General features: G+C 69.3%; 14 protein-coding genes. 2 read left to right on the top strand and 12 right to left on the bottom strand.

Going from position 1 to position 14,702, the window contains the following annotated elements; translation table 11 throughout:
• Positions 1-34: 34 nt before the first annotated feature.
• From AC07DF_RS04995 to AC07DF_RS04975, 5 genes are all read right to left on the bottom strand, one after another.
• Positions 35-541 (bottom strand): hypothetical protein, encoded by a 507-nt coding sequence (locus tag AC07DF_RS04995; RefSeq protein WP_478966957.1) that lies wholly within the window; start codon positions 539-541, stop codon positions 35-37.
• 83 nt (positions 542-624) lie between these two features.
• Positions 625-1,971 (bottom strand): hypothetical protein, encoded by a 1,347-nt coding sequence (locus tag AC07DF_RS04990; protein ID WP_478966955.1) that lies wholly within the window; start codon positions 1,969-1,971, stop codon positions 625-627.
• On the bottom strand, positions 1,961-2,545 hold the full coding sequence (locus tag AC07DF_RS04985) for a DUF6114 domain-containing protein (RefSeq protein ID WP_478966953.1): 585 nt from the start codon (positions 2,543-2,545) through the stop codon (positions 1,961-1,963). Before AC07DF_RS04985 ends, AC07DF_RS04990 begins: the two co-directional genes overlap by 11 nt.
• A gap of 190 nt (positions 2,546-2,735) precedes the next feature.
• Complete coding sequence (locus AC07DF_RS04980) at positions 2,736-3,380, bottom strand: DUF6230 family protein (protein ID WP_189723272.1); 645 nt, start codon at positions 3,378-3,380, stop codon at positions 2,736-2,738.
• 622 nt (positions 3,381-4,002) lie between these two features.
• A complete protein-coding gene (locus AC07DF_RS04975) occupies positions 4,003-4,977 on the bottom strand; it encodes a tetratricopeptide repeat protein (RefSeq protein ID WP_478966950.1) in 975 nt (324 codons plus the stop codon).
• Positions 4,978-5,209: 232 nt separating this feature from the next.
• Here AC07DF_RS04975 and AC07DF_RS04970 point away from each other — a divergent pair, with 232 nt between their 5' ends.
• The gene (locus AC07DF_RS04970; protein ID WP_478966948.1) at positions 5,210-5,818 is read left to right on the top strand and encodes a TetR/AcrR family transcriptional regulator; all 609 of its coding nucleotides are present in this window, start codon (positions 5,210-5,212) and stop codon (positions 5,816-5,818) included.
• A 96-nt stretch (positions 5,819-5,914) separates the two neighbouring features.
• On the opposite strand, the gene AC07DF_RS04965 is transcribed toward AC07DF_RS04970, so the two are convergent.
• The 3 genes from AC07DF_RS04965 to AC07DF_RS04955 form a co-directional block, all read right to left on the bottom strand.
• A complete protein-coding gene (locus AC07DF_RS04965; protein ID WP_478966946.1) occupies positions 5,915-7,615 on the bottom strand; it encodes an acyl-CoA mutase large subunit family protein in 1,701 nt (566 codons plus the stop codon).
• Positions 7,616-7,690: 75 nt separating this feature from the next.
• Positions 7,691-8,029 carry a DUF3817 domain-containing protein gene (locus AC07DF_RS04960; RefSeq protein ID WP_399024131.1) on the bottom strand — a complete coding sequence of 113 codons (339 nt, stop codon included), beginning with the start codon at positions 8,027-8,029 and terminating at the stop codon, positions 7,691-7,693.
• A gap of 43 nt (positions 8,030-8,072) precedes the next feature.
• Positions 8,073-8,582, bottom strand: coding sequence for a MarR family winged helix-turn-helix transcriptional regulator (locus AC07DF_RS04955; protein ID WP_478966944.1), 510 nt, complete (start codon positions 8,580-8,582; stop codon positions 8,073-8,075).
• A gap of 184 nt (positions 8,583-8,766) precedes the next feature.
• On the opposite strand from AC07DF_RS04955, the gene AC07DF_RS04950 reads away from it, so the two are divergent.
• Positions 8,767-9,768 carry a glycoside hydrolase family 6 protein gene (locus tag AC07DF_RS04950; protein WP_478966942.1) on the top strand — a complete coding sequence of 334 codons (1,002 nt, stop codon included), beginning with the start codon at positions 8,767-8,769 and terminating at the stop codon, positions 9,766-9,768.
• Positions 9,769-9,854: 86 nt separating this feature from the next.
• Here AC07DF_RS04950 and glxA read toward each other — a convergent pair whose 3' ends face one another.
• The 4 genes from glxA to AC07DF_RS04930 form a co-directional block, all read right to left on the bottom strand.
• The gene (gene glxA, locus AC07DF_RS04945; RefSeq protein ID WP_478966941.1) at positions 9,855-11,810 is read right to left on the bottom strand and encodes a radical copper oxidase GlxA; all 1,956 of its coding nucleotides are present in this window, start codon (positions 11,808-11,810) and stop codon (positions 9,855-9,857) included.
• 3 nt (positions 11,811-11,813) lie between these two features.
• Complete coding sequence (locus AC07DF_RS04940; protein ID WP_478966939.1) at positions 11,814-13,664, bottom strand: glycosyltransferase family 2 protein; 1,851 nt, start codon at positions 13,662-13,664, stop codon at positions 11,814-11,816.
• Between the two features lie 213 nt (positions 13,665-13,877).
• Complete coding sequence (locus AC07DF_RS04935) at positions 13,878-14,171, bottom strand: MTH1187 family thiamine-binding protein (RefSeq protein WP_478966937.1); 294 nt, start codon at positions 14,169-14,171, stop codon at positions 13,878-13,880.
• Entirely contained in the window at positions 14,168-14,512 is a 345-nt protein-coding gene (locus AC07DF_RS04930; protein ID WP_478966935.1) for a DUF3817 domain-containing protein, read from the bottom strand. Before AC07DF_RS04930 ends, AC07DF_RS04935 begins: the two co-directional genes overlap by 4 nt.
• Between the last annotated feature and the right edge of the window lie 190 nt (positions 14,513-14,702).

Below are 14,702 nucleotides of genomic sequence, written 5' to 3'. Positions count from 1 at the left end.
CGGTCCGCGCTGCGGGCCGGCCCCCGTCTTCGCCTCAGTGGCAGACGTGAGGGGCGCCCCGGGCGATCGCGCTGTGCAGGACCGTGCCGCTGTCCCCGGACTCGTCCGGGGCGGTCCGGCGAAAGGTGAAGTGCACGTCCGCGAGGGAATGGCGCACCACGAAGGTGATCTGGTCGGCCGGCTCGGGCCAGGGCCCCTCCTCGGCACGTATTCCGGCCGAGGAGAACGCATCGCGAAGCTGCGTGGCGGTCACGGCCGACGGCAGTTCCTCCGTCTCGCCCGGTGCGCCGCTCGGAAGATCGACGGGCCCGGCCCCGGTGCTCAGTGCCACCGCCTGGAGGATGTCGCAGCAGACCTCGAGACGTACGTCGCCGTAGCGCACGTTGCGCGGCTCGCCCCTCTTCCTCCGCCGGCCCGGGAAGTACTCCCCGTCCTGAGGCGGTCCCAGCCGCTCGGAAACGTCAGCGAGAGACGCCCCCGGTTTGAGAGCGCCGATTCCGCCGGACTCGGCGAACCCCGTCAGCACGTCCACGATGGTCATGCCTCGATCATCCCCCATCTGTCCCGTACAGCGGCGAGGGCGCCCCCTGTGGCCAGGGGGCGCCCTCGAGTCCGTCGGGTACGTCAGTCCGTGACGTACTGGTGCAGCCCCGGCACCGTCAGCGTGCCGCCGAACTGGCCGGCCTGGACGACCTTCACGTTGGTGAAGTAGATCAGCGGGATGTTCAGGGGCGGCGGGTGCTCCGGGTCGAAGGTGACCGGGATCAGGCCGAGCAGGTTGCCCGAGATCTTCTCCGTGTACATCACCGTCTTGCCGTCGGTGATCGTGGACGTCGACCCCTTCGCCGCCTGGACGTGGTGGGTCTTGCCGGACGCCTTGTCCGTGACGAGCTGGTGCAGGTCCCCGATGTCGGTCCCGTCGTTGATGACGTACTTCAGGACCTTCTTGGTGGCGCCGCTCGCGGTCTTCACCTGGACGATGCCCTGGTAGTCGGCACCCTTCAGCGTCAGCGAGCTGGCCTCCAGGCGCCAGGGCTCGTCGGGGACGAGGAGCTCGTTGTCCACCCCGCCCTCGGCGTCCGTGGCGGCGGGGCAGTCCTCGGGGTCCACGGAGGGGCTCGCGGACGGGCTGGGGGAGGCGGTGGCCTTCCCCGCCGCGTCCTCGGCCTTCTCGGCCGCCTTCTCGACGGCGTCGGTCGTGTCCCCGGCCGCCTTCGTCGCCGCGTCCGTCGTGTCCTTGACGGTGTCCTCGACCGTGTCGGTCGTCTTCTTGACGGCGTCGGACGCGTCGCCCTCGCTCGTGTCCGAGGACTTCTCGGTGTCCTCGGCCGTGCTCGTGTCGCCGGACGGCGAGGCGGACGCGGAGGGCGTGGGGCTCGGGCTCTCGGTGGACTTGCCGCCCGTGAGGATGCCGCCGATCGCGTCGCCGATGTCCTCGAGGACGTTGCCGCCGCTCTCGGACGGCGACGGGCTGGGCGTCGCCTCGTCTTCGTCGCCCGACGTGCCCTCGGATGCCGAAGGGGTCGGGGTGGGCTCGGTCTTGTCGCCCTCGTCGTCGGAACCTGAATCCGACGAAGAGGACGAGCTCTCCTTGTCCGCGCCCGCGTCCGAGCCGGCGGACGCCGAGGGAGTCGGCTCGGCCGTGCCCTTGTCCTCGTCCGCGGCCTCGCTCTCGCTCGGCGAGGGCGACGGGGAGGCGCCGTCCTTGTCGTCCTCCATCGCCGCGAGGCAGTCCTTGTACTCGTCGGCCTTCAGGCTGTTGGAGGTCGACGGCTGCTCGTCGGCGAGGGCGAGCGTCGGGGTGAATCCCATGCCCATGAGGACCGCGGTGGGCATCGCCGCCATGGCTATCGCCTTGCCGGCCGGCATCTGGAACCGGGTGAAGAGCGGCTTCTTGGGAGCCGCGTGGCGTGGCCCCGTTCTCGCCTTCGCCTGGGCGGCGGGAGAACCGTCGCGGTGGTCAGCCGACACGGTACCCCCCGTTGTGGGCCTCGGACCGGACGCCGTCCGCGGGGCCGCCGTCGCCGGTCCCGAACGGAGGGTGCGTCCCGCCCGTCTCACCGGCCGGGCTCTCGGGAGAGGGCTCCACGGCTCCTTCTCCCGTCGGTCCCTGACCGGCCGCCCGAGGCCCCTTCCCCGTGTCCTCCGTCTTGCCCGGCACCCAGGCGACGGCGAGAGCGCCGCCGAGCATGGCCAGCAGGAAGCCGATGAGGAAGCCCCCGATGTTGGAGACCACCAGCGACACCAGGGCGAGGATGATCGCCGCGACACCGGCGAAGACCCGCGTCGCCTGCTGGAACCACATGGTCAGTCCCAGGGTGATCAGCAGGACCCCGATGATGAGGGAGCCGGCACCCGCGGTGGTCGCCATGGTGAGCGACATGGTGCCCAGCTTGAGGGTGGCGTAGGGGAAGTAGGCGATCGGCACCCCGCCGAGGATGGTGAACAGGCCTGCCCAGAACGGCCGGGTGCCCCGCCAGTCACGGAATCGCCGACGCAACCGGGCGAAAGTCCCGGCGCTCTGGACCGGAGTCTCGGCACTCATGGAAAACAGCTCCCTCGGTCCGATGGAGGTACGTACCGGCTCGGCCGTAGGCGTGTGGAGAAGCCGGAAAGTCTAAGTCTGTGTAGTGGTCCGGCGCTGGGCCGGGCCCGAGGGGCGGGGAAGCGACGGCCTCCCCGCCCCTCGAAGGGGACGGGTCAGCCGCCCCCGGACACCCGTGGGACGGAGGCTGTCAGTAGCACTCCATACCCTTGTCCATGCCGAGCTTCATCGACAGGCCGCTCAGCTTGAACGTGCCCGCCGTGGTCGCCCACGCCGTCTGCTTGACGCCGTAGAGGTCGGCCTCCCTGGCCTGCTGGGCGAACCCGCCCGGCAGCGTGGTCTTCGTGTCCTTGACGGCAGGACCACGGGTCTTGTCCTTGACCGCGACACCGATGTCGATGTCCTTGAACTCCGCGTCGGCGTCGAGCTGAGCGACGTCGATGTAGAGGTTCTCGGCCTTGACCGGCTTCTTGGCGTCGTTCCCCGCCTCAAGACGGAGGTAGACCGTCTTGCCTATGAGGGGGATCGGCGTCGCGACCGACTGGCACATCTTGCTGATCGTCGCGTCGTCGAACGACGAGATCGCGACGGGAACCTGCGTCTTCTTCTCACCGTCGGTCGAGGTGTAGACGCTGTCGATTCCGCCGTACTGAGCGAAACCCTCACCGTGCAGGTGACTGGCCGACACCTTGAACTGCTGGCCGGAGACGCTGAACGACGCGGCCAGCGCGCCCTGCGCGAGTCCTACACCCACACATGCCGCAGCGGCGACGCTGGGCACCATGACCACAGCGAACCGCTTCCATCTGGTCCCGCCACGCACCTGGGACTCCATATTTCCTCCTTCTCGGACGTACATCTCCTGTCCTGGCTCGCCCCAAGTAGCGGCTCAGCCGGGCAGGGATGGGAGAAGTGCTACGTCCTCGGGAAGGAGAGCGCCTGCACTCGGCGGCGCAACTCGCGCCCGAATCACCGGCGATCACCCCCGAGCGACAACCACTGGTCGCGCCTGACACGCATCACGCACAACCCTGCTGGACAGGCTTCGCCGGATGGGCGAAGACCCCCCTGTCCAAGAGCCGGCGCCACTGCCGCCGGCTCTGCTCGGTGGGGACCCAGGACGTCCCGCGACCCAACCGGCTGCCGGGGTACGGGAATGGACCGAGCGTGGCCGATCGTGGTGCATTCTCGCCGCCCGCACAAGGGGGTTCGTTACTGGCTAGTAACGGCCGTATAACCGAACAACGACCCATCGGTCTCGGGCGACGACACAGGGTGGCCCCGACCGGCGGTACAAAGCTGTTGATCGATGGACAGAAACCGACAGATCAACGCCTGCGACTTACTCGCAGTAACAGCGGCCGCGATTACCAAGTTTTGGTAAAGCGCGGCCGCAGTGACGCTCTGTGGGCAAATCTTTCACGTGGGCACCACAAGCCCACGTGTTTAACGACTGGTCAGAACAGGGCGCGTGCCAGGGCCCTGCGTGCCGCGATCACCCGCGGATCCTCCGGCCCGACCACCTCGAACAGCTCCAGCAGCCGCATCCGCAGGGTGTCCCGGTCGTCACCCACCGTGCGCTGCACGGTCTCGATCAGACGGCCGAAAGCGTCCTCGACATGGCCGCCCACCAGATCCAGGTCGGCCGCGGCGATCTGCGCCTGCACATCAGCGGGCTTGTCGGCCGCGTCCTTGCGCACCTGCTGCGGATCGACGCCCTGCACGCGCTGGAGCAACTCGGCCTGGGCGAGGCCCAGTTTGGCCTCTTCGTTGCCCGGGTCCTCGTTCAGCACGTTCTTGTACGCCTGGATGGCGCCGCCCAGATCACCCGAGTCCAGCGCCTGTACGGCGGCCTCGAGGAGCGCGTCGTACGGACCGGCCGGGCGCTCGGGAGCCGCCGGGGCGCCGCCCGCCTCGGCATCGGGGTCGACGGTGAGGCCGGTCAGGCCGAAGCGCTGCTCGGCGACCTGCACCAGCTGGTCCAGGGTTCCCCGGATCTGCTCCTCGCCCGCGGCCCCCTGGAAGAGCGGCAGCGCCTGCCCCGCGACGACCGCGAACACCGCGGGGATCCCCTGGATGCCGAACTGCTGCATCAGCATCTGGTTGGCGTCGACGTCGATCTTGGCGAGCAGGAAACGGCCGTTGTACTCGACGGCCAGCCGCTCCAGGACCGGGCTCAGCTGCTTGCAGGGCTGACACCACTCGGCCCAGAAGTCGATGACGACGGGCACTTCGGCGGACCGCTGCAGGACTTCGGTCTCAAAGCCCGCCTCATCGACGTCGATGACGAGGTCGGCCGGGGAGATCGCCCCCGCACCACCCTCCCGGGCGGCTTGGGCACGTGCCTGCTCCGCCTTCGCCTTGGCCTCCTGGGCCGCCTTCACCGCGGCGAGGTCGACGACTCCGCTCATGGACATGTTCCGTGGCTGCATGCGCCTATCCTCCCCCGTACTGCGCGCGTGTGTGAAAAACGGTGTGAAAGCCGGGCTGGTCGGGTCCCGTCGGCGCCGGGTCCCCACCCCACGCCGTGCCACCGAAGCCCGTGTACGTCCATCACGGGCTTTCGCTACGAGACGTAGCGTAATGCCACGCCTGACCGGCGGACCACCACCCCCCGGTGATCTCCCTCACGGCCACACAGGAACCGCCCGTTATGGTCATGGCATGCACAGCCGCAGCCCAGCCAGCCGCACGGGGCGCCCGCGCAGCGCCGCGGCGGACGCCGCGATCCTGGCTGCCACGCGGGCGGCACTGGTGGAGCTGGGCTGGTCCAAACTCACCCTGGGAGACGTCGCGACCCGCGCCGGGGTTGCGAAAACAACCCTCTATCGCCGCTGGGCGGGCAAGAACGAGCTGGTCGTCGACGCGGTGGCGGAGCTCTTCGACGAACTGGAGCTGCCGGACAGCGGCTCGCTGGCCACGGACATCGAGGGCGTCGTGCTCCAGTTCGCGGCGATCCTGGCCCGGCCGGAGGCGAAAAGCGGCCTGATGGCGGTGGTCTCGGAGGCCACCCGCGACGACGCCTTGCGTGAACGCATCCGCGCGTCGGTGGTCGAGCGCCAGAAACGCCTGGTCACGGAGGGCCGTTCCCGGGCCCAGGCGAGAGGCGAGCTGCCCCCCGAGCCGGACCAGGACTCGGCGGCCCGCACGGCCGACCTGATCTTCGACATGGTCGCGGGTGCGGTGGTCCACCGCACCCTGGTCAGCGCGGAACCGGCAGACGAGGAATGGGTCCGCGGCTTCACGAGGGTGCTGCTGCACGGTCTGGCTTAGCTGCGGGCATGCGTGCCAGACGCCGCGGAGCAGGCGTGGATTTGTCAGACAGGCCCTAGGGGCGGCACGGGTGGGCGCAGCACCAACGCCGAGCACTCAGAACCCCGCAGGCTCCGTGTACACCCCCCACTCGTCCCGCAGCACCCCACAGATCTCCCCCAACGTCGCCTCGGCCCGCACAGCCACCAGCATCGGCTCGATCATGTTCGCGCCACTGCGCGCAGCCGCCAGCATCCCCTCCAGCGCGCCACGCACCGCGGCATCGTCGCGCCCGGCCTTCCGCCCGCCGAGCAGGCGCACCTGCTCCCGCTCCACCTCGTGACTGACCCGCAGGATCTCCAGGTCCCCGGTCACGGACCCGTGGTGTGCGTTGACCCCGACGACCCGCTTGTCCCCCTTCTCCAAAGCCCGCTGGTACCGGAACGCCGACTCCGCGATCTCCCCGGTGAACCACCCGTCCTCGATCCCGCGCAGGATCCCGGAGGTGATCGGCCCGATCGGGTGCCGCCCGTCGGGGTGCGCCCGCAGCCCCCGCTCCCTTATCTGCTCGAAGATCTTCTCCGCGTCGGCCTCGATCCGGTCGGTGAGCTGCTCGACGTACCAGGAACCGCCCAGCGGATCGGCCACGTTGGCGACCCCCGTCTCCTCCATCAGTACCTGCTGCGTCCGCAGCGCGATCTCCGCCGCCTGCTCGCTGGGCAGCGCGAGCGTCTCGTCGAGGGCGTTGGTGTGCAGCGAGTTGGTCCCGCCGAGCACGGCCGCCAGCGCCTCCACGGCCGTCCGTACGACGTTGTTGTACGGCTGCTGCGCGGTGAGGGAGACCCCGGCCGTCTGGGTGTGGAAGCGCAGCCACTGTGCCTTCTCGCTCCGCGCCCCGTACACGTCCCGCATCCACCGCGCCCAGATCCGGCGCGCCGCACGGAACTTGGCGATCTCCTCGAAGAAGTCGACGTGCGCGTCGAAGAAGAAGGAGAGCCCGGGGGCGAACACGTCGACGTCCAGCCCGCGCGACAGCCCCAGCTCCACGTACCCGAAGCCGTCCGCGAGCGTGTACGCCAGCTCCTGCGCGGCCGTCGCCCCGGCCTCGCGGATGTGGTACCCGGAGACGGACAGCGGCTTGTACGCGGGGATGCCGGCCGCGCAGTGCTCCATCAGGTCGCCGATGAGCCGCAGATGCGGTTCGGGCTGGAAGAGCCACTCCTTCTGGGCGATGTACTCCTTGAAGATGTCCGTCTGGAGCGTGCCGTTCAGGACGGCCGGGTCGACGCCCTGGCGCTCCGCCGCCACCAGGTACATGCAGAAGACCGGCACGGCCGGGCCGCTGATGGTCATGGACGTCGTCACGTCGCCCAGCGGGATGTCCTTGAACAGGACCTCCATGTCGGCGGCCGAGTCGATGGCGACACCGCAGTGTCCGACCTCGCCGAGCGAGCGCGGGTCGTCGGAGTCGCGGCCCATGAGCGTCGGCATGTCGAAGGCGACCGAGAGCCCGCCTCCGCCGTTGCGGAGGATCATCTTGTAGCGCTCGTTGGTCTGCTCGGCGTTGCCGAACCCGGCGAACTGCCGGATGGTCCAGGTACGCCCTCGGTAGCCGGTCGCGTACAGGCCGCGGGTGAAGGGGTACTCCCCCGGCCAGCCGATCCGCTCGAACCCCTCGTACCTGTCTCCGGGCCGCGGCCCGTACACCGGCTCCACAGGGTCGCCCGAGAGCGTGGTGAAGTCGGCCTCGCGCTTGCGCGAGGCGTCGTACCGGGCCTGCCAGCGACGGCGGCCTTCCTCTATGGCGTCAGCGTCCATACCATCGAATTTACTAGGACGTCCAAGTAAATGTCGATGGGAGACCGCCGCACGTTCGTCCGTACGGCGGTGTTGTTACGCCTTGACCGGCGCCGGCGAGTCCTCGGCGAGACGGGACTCCAGCTCGTGGCTGATCTTGCGCTCCACGAAGAACGCGGCCGTCGGGACGGTCCCGGCGAGCAGCACCCACACCTGCTTGCCGACCGGCCACTTCGCCTTCGAGCCCAGGTCGAAGGCGAAGACCAGGTACAGGACGTACAGCCAGCCGTGCGCGATGCTGACGACGCGCGTGAAGTCCGCCGCGCCGTTCAGGTCGAGCACATACTTGCCGATCATGCCCAGGGTCAGCAGGACCAGCAGCACGCCGGTGACATAGGCCATCACGCGGTAGCGCGTCAGCACGCTCTTTTTCATGCCGTCGAGCGTAACGACCCGTTCCGGGGGATCTTGCCCCGGGTCACTGCTCCTCGAAGTCCCCCGCCGCGATCCGCAGCGGCCGCAGCATCGCGAAGATCTCCCCGCACTCCTCGGCGTCGTACACCCCGAGCCCGAAGTCCATCGCCATCAGGTCGCGGGTGGCCGCCTCGACCACCTCGCGACCCTTCTCCGTGATGCTCGCGAGGGTGCCGCGCCCGTCGTTGGGGTTGGGCCGCTTGTCGACGAGGCCCGACTTCACCAGCCGGTCCACGGTGTTCGTCACCGACGTGGGGTGCACCATGAGCCGCTCGCCGATCTTGGACATCGGCAGCTCGCCGGACTTGGAGAAGGTGAGCAGCACCAGCGCCTCGTAGCGCGCGAACGTCAGCCCGTACGGCTTGACCACCGCGTCGACCTCGGCGAGGAGGATCTGCTGGGCGCGCATGATCGAGGTGATCGCGCCCATGGACGGCACGTTTCCCCAGCGCTGCTTCCAGCGTTCGTCGGCGCGCGCGATCGGATCGAAGGAGAGACTGAGCGGCTTCGGCACGAACCCGACCTTACCGGCCGGTCACATGGTGGCCAGCCCCGTCTCGCCCTTCGGTCCGCCCGCCTTCCGGCTGCGCCATCCGGGGGCAGGGCAAGGCCATGTCCTTTAGATGGTGATTCATACGAGTATGTAACTATTGGCATCCGATGCATCACCGAACGTCACCTTCCTCACAGGGAGCGGCATGAGACGGCTGAACCACGCCCTCGCGGTACTCGCGGTGCTCGGTCTCGCTGCGGGCTGCTCGTCTGCTCACGGCCGCGCCGACACGGCGTCCGACACCGGCGACGACACCACGAAGGCCGGCTACGCGGCCGGCTCCCCCTTCTGGGTCGACCCCGAGAGCCCCGCGGCCCAGCAGGCACAGCTCTGGCAGCAGCAGGACCGGGAGGAGGACGCCGAGCTGATCCGGCGGATCGCCGACCGGCCGCTCGCGCTGTGGCCGCCCGGCGAGACCGATCCGGCACCGACGGTGCGGGCGGCGGCCTCGGCCGCGAGCGAGGAGGGGAAGACGGCGGTCTTCGTCGCGTACAACATCCCGCACCGGGACTGCGGCCAGCACTCGGCGGGCGGGTCGGAGGACGCGGACGCCTACCGGGAGTGGATCGGGCAGTTCGCCGACGCCCTCGGCGAGGCGGAGGCCCTGGTCGTCCTGGAACCCGACGCGGTCGCGCACATCGTGGACGGCTGCACGCCCGGCGAGTACCACGCCGAGCGCGAACAGCTGCTCAGCGAGGCGATCACCCGGCTGAAACAGCAGCCGAACACCAAGGTGTACCTGGACGCGGGCAACGCGGACTGGATCCGGGAGCCGGACAAGCTGGTGGAGCCGCTGCGGCGGGCCGGCATCGAACAGGCCGACGGCTTCGCGCTCAACGTCTCCAACTTCCAGACCGACGACGAGACCACGGAGTACGGCGTCCGGCTCGCCGAGGCGCTCGACGGCAAGCACTTCGTCATCGACACCAGCCGCAACGGCAACGGCCCTCTGCCCGGCGTCTGGTGCAACCCGCCGGGCCGGGCGCTCGGCACCCCGCCCACGACCCAGACCGGCGAGGAGACCCTCGACGCCTACCTGTGGATCAAGCGGCCCGGCGAGTCGGACGGAGACTGCGAGGGAGGCCCGGACGCCGGACGCTGGTGGCCGGAGTACGCCCTGGAGCTGGCGCGCAACGCGGAGGACTGAGCCGGCCCTCCCCCGACGCCCGACCCCCTCCCCCCGGGCCCTCCCCCGACGCCCGACCCCCTTCCCCCGGCCCTCCCCCCCCTCGCTCACTTCACGTGGATCCACTTGGCCCGCGAGGGCGTGCCCTCGGCGTCCGTCACGAACAGCATGTACCAGCCGGGCGGGACCAGGGCCGGGTCGCGGGGCACCTCGAACGTCACCGAGCCGCCCTTCCTGGTGATGTCCAGCTCGATGGAGCGCTGCTCGACGTCGGTCGTGTGCGTGACCGCGCTGGGCCGCATCAGCCGCGCCTCGGCCACGCGTTCCGGGTGGTCCGTACGGAACGTGATGGTGTGGTCCTTGTCCAGCTTCTCCGGGCCGCCCTTCAGTACGGGGCGGTTCCGGGGGTTCTTGTGCAGCGCGGGCGGGGTGAAGACCTCCATGCGCTGCTCGAAGTGGCCCAGCTTGGTGTTCTGCTGGTTGTCGAAGAGCGGGTCGGAGCCGAAGGTGGCGATCCTGCCGTCGGGCAGCAGCAGCGCCTCGGAGTGGTAGTTGCGCCCCACCCTCGGCGCGGCGGCCTCCCGGAAGGCGTTGCTCTTCGGGTCGTAGAACTGCGCCTTGAGGATGTTGCTGGCACTGCGGCCGCGGTAGTCCCTGGAGCCGTTGGACGTGAACACCGTGTCGTCCGGCATGATCACGCTGTTCAGGTAGCGCGTGCCCTGCGGCAGGTCGGGGCCGTCCCGGAAGGCCGGGTTGTCCTTGTTCAGGTCCACGACGGCCGTGCGCGGGGTCGACTTCCTCGACTCGCCGACGCCGCCACCGCCCAGGATCATCACCTTCTGGTCCTGCGCCGGGGGCAGCAGCACGGAGGCCGAGGTCTCGGTCTGGTCGAGGTCCGTCAGCCCGGGCACCTTGCGGAACGTGTTCTTCTCCAGGTCCCACAGGCCGGGCTCACGGCCCCGGTCGGCGGGCCCGTAACCGGCGTTGGAGGCCGGGTAGAACAGCTTGCCGCCCTTGGTGAGGAACAGCGCGGGGTACGTCGGGAAGTACCGCTTGGGCCCCGGCGACCACTTCTTGGTCTCCGGGTCGTAGATCTCGTTGTCGCCCGGGTCGATCATGCCGACGTCGTCCAGGCCGGACACCGCCAGGACCCGGCCGTCGTCGAGGCCGACGAGCGTCGGGTACCAGCGGGCCTTGTCCATCGGGTCGACGGGGATGTACTTCTCCGCCTTCGGGTCGAACTCGTAGGCGCCGCGGATGCCCTGGAAGTCCTGCTTGTCGAGGTTGATCTTCTCCGACAGGCCGTACACGTTATTGCCGGCCTTGCCCGTCAGGCCGACGACGGCGTACTGCGCCTGCTTCCGGGTGGCCGACAGGGGCCCCTCGTCCACGGCCTCCACCCAGACCCGGGCCTCGCTGGCGGTGACCTTGGTCTTCCAGGGCTGCATCACACCGCGGCTGTTGTAGGTGATCTTCTGGGTGCGCTTGGCCTTCGGGACGGTGACGTCGAACTTGGTGACGTACTCGAAGCCGGCCGGTGAGCGGAAGCGGGTGCCCTTCTTCAGGAACACCGCCTTGTCGGGACTCTCGTTCTTCACCCGCATGCCGCCGCCGGCCCGGGTCACCTCGGCGCCGAGGCGTTCGTAGCGTGCGGTGCCACCGGCCACCAGCAGGCGGCCGTCGGGGAGCTGGGCGTGGCCTGCGCAGAAGAAGTCCTCCGGGGTGGGGATCTTCTTGTAGGTGTTCTTCTCCGGGTCCCACAGGATGGTGTCGAAGTCACCCGCGTCGAACTTGCGCTGCTCGTTGCCCGACCCGGCGACGATCAGCACTTTGCCGGTGTGCAGCAGGGCCGCGTGGATGGCGTTGGTGCGGTACTCCTCCGGGATGTCGAGCTGGGTCCAGGAGCCGTACTTCGCCATGTACTCGGGCTGGGCGATCTTGTACTCGTGGTACTGCCTGGACACGAAGTCCAGCGCGGCCGGGGCGTTGAGGCCTGCCAGGACCGCGATGCCGCCGATCCCCAGGACGGTTTTCTTGGTCTTCTGCGAGAGCTGGTAGGCCATGGCCTAGCTGCCTCCTGTCGGGGTGCCGGAGACCGGGGCCGCGGGGGACGCGGTGGCGAGGGCGGGGGCGGGCTCCTTGCCTTCGGGCACGCGTGGGTGCGGGTGCGGGGGTGCCGCTTCCTGCACCTGTCCGGGTGCCTGTTCCTGTGCCTGCGCGTCGGCGTCGGTGAGCTGCCGCTCCCGGCGGTCCTTCCAGGCCGTACCGGCCCATACCGCGGCCGGTGCCAGGGAGATGGCCATGCCGAGCAGGGCCCAGGTGCGCATCGCCGCATGCGTGTGGTCCAGGGCCACCGAGGCGGCCAGGGAGGTGGCCAGCAGGCCCGCCCAGAAGAGGTGGATACGGAAGGTGGCCAGCTGGTCGGGGGAGGCGTCGTTGCCCTTGGGCGTGACGACGAACCGGCTCGGGCGGCGCATGACCGCCTCGCTGAGGGACTTGAGGTAGATCGGCGCGGACAGGGCCGACATCCCCATGCCGGCCAGGCCGCCCGAGCCCTCCGGTTCGTGCGGTGAGACGTTGTGCCGGCGGTTCCACAGGTACAGCCCGATCTGGCAGGCGGCGGCGTCGCTGTAGAGCATCATCCAGACCGACACGGCGACCTCGGTGCCGGAGGCGCCGAACCAGAGGAAGAGGAAGCAGCTGAAGATGCCGAGGAACCAGTTGACCGCGGTCATCGGGTAGTACACGAGCATGAGCGTGTAGGAGAGCAGCCGGCCCGGCGGCATGCTGAGGGGTGCCTTCCAGTACTGCGTGATGAGCGTCTCGTAGGTGCCTCGCGACCAGCGCATCTGCTGGGTGAAGAAGTCGGTCCAGGAGGCGGGGCCCTCGCCGACGGCGAGCACGTCCGGGGTGTAGACGGACTGCCAGAAGCGGTTGGTGTCCGGGTTGCGGTGCTGGTGGATCTCGAAGCCGGTGGCCATGTCCTCGGTGATGGAGTCGTACAGCCCGCCGATCTGCTTGACGACGGAGATCCGTACGACGTTGTTCGTGCCGACGAACATGGGGGCGCGATAGTGGTTGCCGGCGCGCTGGATGAGGGCGTGGAAGAGGAACTGCTGGGACTCGGCTGCCTTGGTGACGGGGTTGTGGTAGTTGCCGTACACCTGGGGGCCGACGACGAAGGCCACGTCGGGGTCCCTGAAGTAGCCCATCATCCGCTCCAGGAAGTTGGGCATCGGGACGTGGTCGGTGTCGACGGACGCGAAGAAGTCGTACGCGTCGCCGTGCATGGCGATCCAGGCGTTGTAGTTGCCGTGCTTGGTGCGGGCCTTGTGGACGCCCGAGTCGCGGTTCCACTCGGGGACGCCGCGCCGGGTGAAGTGGCGTACGCCGAGTTCCGCGCACATGGCCTTGACCTCGGCGTCGTCGCCCTCGTCGAGGAGCCAGACGTCGAGGGTTCCGGGGTGGTGGATGCGGGTGGCTCCTTCCAGGGTCGCGCGGACCATGGCGAGGGGTTCCTTGCCGGGGACGTAGGTGGTGAGGAAGGCGACGCGGGTGCCCGGTTCGGGGACCACGGGGACGGGGTCGCAGGCGACCATCGTGGCGTGGGCGACGGAGGCGACGTTGACGAGCATGAAGAGTTCGATCAGGCCGATCGCCATCAGCATGGTGACGTCTAGACCGATGAGCCAGCGCTGGGCGCCCTCGCGTTCCACCCAGTGGGTGGGCCAGACGAGGTAGACCATCAGGGCACCGGTGAGCAGCGGTGCGAGGCTCATCAGGAGGACGGCTCGTATTCGGCGGGGCTCGCGGGCGAGAAGCGAGACGTACTGCACCCGGTACTCCTCACCGGACGGCTCCGTGAGCGGTCCGGCGAGTCGGCTGTAGGAGTCGTAGTCGTAGCCCTCCGGCCGCACAGTGCCCTCCAGTAATTGAGGCCTGATCGGAGAACCGATACCCCGATACCCATACAAAAATGGATCTTTGGGGCGCTGTCGAACTGAGAGCGTCCAGGTGGGTGGCGGGACGGGCATATGCCCGCGGCAGCATCTATCCCAGCTGCGGGCATGAAAGAACCCCGGCCCGCATCGGACCGGGGTTCCCGTCGTCACTTCTGCTCTCGAGCACACCTACTCGGCGAGATACCGCTCCACCGTCGCGACCTTGGAGGTCAGACCGTCCGTCACACCGGGCCGGATGTCCGCCTTGAGGACGAGGGACACGCGGGGCGCCCGCCGCTCGACCGCGGCCACCGCACGCCGGACGACGTCCATGACCTCGTCCCACTCCCCCTCGACGGTCGTGAACATCGCGTCGGTCCGGTTGGGCAACCCCGACTCACGGACCACCCGCACGGCATCGGCGACGTACTCCCCCACGTCCTCACCGACCCCCAGCGGCGTCACGGAAAAGGCGACGATCACGCCTTCACCGCCCCTTCCTGACGCGCCCGGGAGGCGATGACCGCGTCCTCGGCCTCACGCCGCAGCTTGCGGTCGGCGAAGAAGCCGCCGGCGGGCAGCACCGAGAGCACGAAGTACAGCGCGGCGGTCTTCACCGGCCACTTCGTCCGGTTCCACGCGTCGGCCCAGAAGATCACGTACAGGATGAACAGAACACCGTGCACCATGCCCATCACCGGGACGGCATTGAAGTCCGTGGTCCGCTTCAGCACCGAGCAGATCAGCAGGAGGAGGAAGGAGATCGCCTCGGGTGCCGAGACCAGGCGGAGGCGGCGGAGGGCGGTGGCGGTCTTGAGGTCCACGGGTCACCTTCGGTGGGAGAGACGCGGCGGTCTGAACGGGCTGGACGGTCTGAGGGTTTGTGAACGCACGCACAAGCGTCCGCCCATTGTGGCAAACAGCCGAGGGGCCCTTGGCCCGGGGTCCGGCTCCCCGCCCCCTAAGGGTGCGATCAGGGACTTTCTCCACCCACGGGCCCTGTCCACAGGGCCC

The sequence above is a fragment of the Streptomyces sp. NPDC044719 genome (assembly GCF_056433405.1).
The sequence above is the reverse complement of the archived record's forward strand: the minus strand, read 5'-3'. Positions and strand labels throughout refer to the sequence as shown.